Source organism: Paenibacillus planticolens (assembly GCF_013141725.1).
Lineage (GTDB): Bacteria > Bacillota > Bacilli > Paenibacillales > NBRC-103111 > Paenibacillus_E > Paenibacillus_E planticolens.
On sequence record NZ_WHNZ01000009.1, the window covers coordinates 1 to 858 of the forward strand.

1 protein-coding gene is annotated in these 858 nt (G+C 41.6%); it reads right to left on the reverse strand.

Annotated elements, in window-relative coordinates:
• Window positions 1-824 (reverse strand): LamG-like jellyroll fold domain-containing protein (locus GC097_RS02490; protein WP_246293903.1); only part of this gene is annotated, 824 nt, incomplete at its 3' end.
• Window positions 825-858: the final 34 nt, after the last annotated feature.

The window sequence follows — 858 nt, forward strand, 5'->3', positions numbered from 1 at the left end:
AATATGGCGTTGCCTAGTTCACGTACGTAATAATTGATGGTTTCCTGTGTATATAATTTTACTTTTTGCGTTGTTGCAACCGAAGTTGCCATATTAAAAACATTTTTCAAATAATCAAAATCGGTTTGGCTGAAACCGTCGCCGAGACCGCCTGCTATGAGTGTATTTGCTTCGGATATGGTGTCGTTAAGTGCGTTCATATCTACTTTATTTAAACCATAACCATTATAACTAGCTTGAACTGCATCACTGCTTAGTGCACCTTTCCAAACTTTCAGATCAGCGATATCGAATGAATTGCCACCATTGCCGCCCACTCCGTCGCTACCTATATTTAATGGGTTCGATGTATCTAAAGTGCCGACCCCCAGCGAAGTTTCAGCCATTTCGTAACCATCAATATACAACGACCCGAGCATTTTATCTCTGTCCACAACAAATGTCACGTAACGCCAAGCGGAAGCATTAAACGTGTCGCGGCCAAAATTTACTGATGCGGTCGGGAATCCTAAATTCATATTGACCGAATTGGGTGATGTATAAATCGCCCAGCCTGCGTTAGAGCTCTTACCAAAATCCTTGTTTGATAATATGACCTGATTATTCTTAGTGTCGCCCTTATACCAGAAGGAAGTAGTGAAACTGTCATTACCAACATTCAAGCTTTGCGTCGTACCGACATAATTGCCGTTTCCGCTTTCTAAGTGCAGAGCTTTGGTACCGGGTAATACTCCGTCTACATAACTATAATTTCCATGTGCTATCAACGATTGCCCTTGATTTGCATCGTCGTTTAAATTATTGTCGAATTTAATCGATGCCATAAGGGGGTTGGCATTTACTACGCCATTCTCTGCA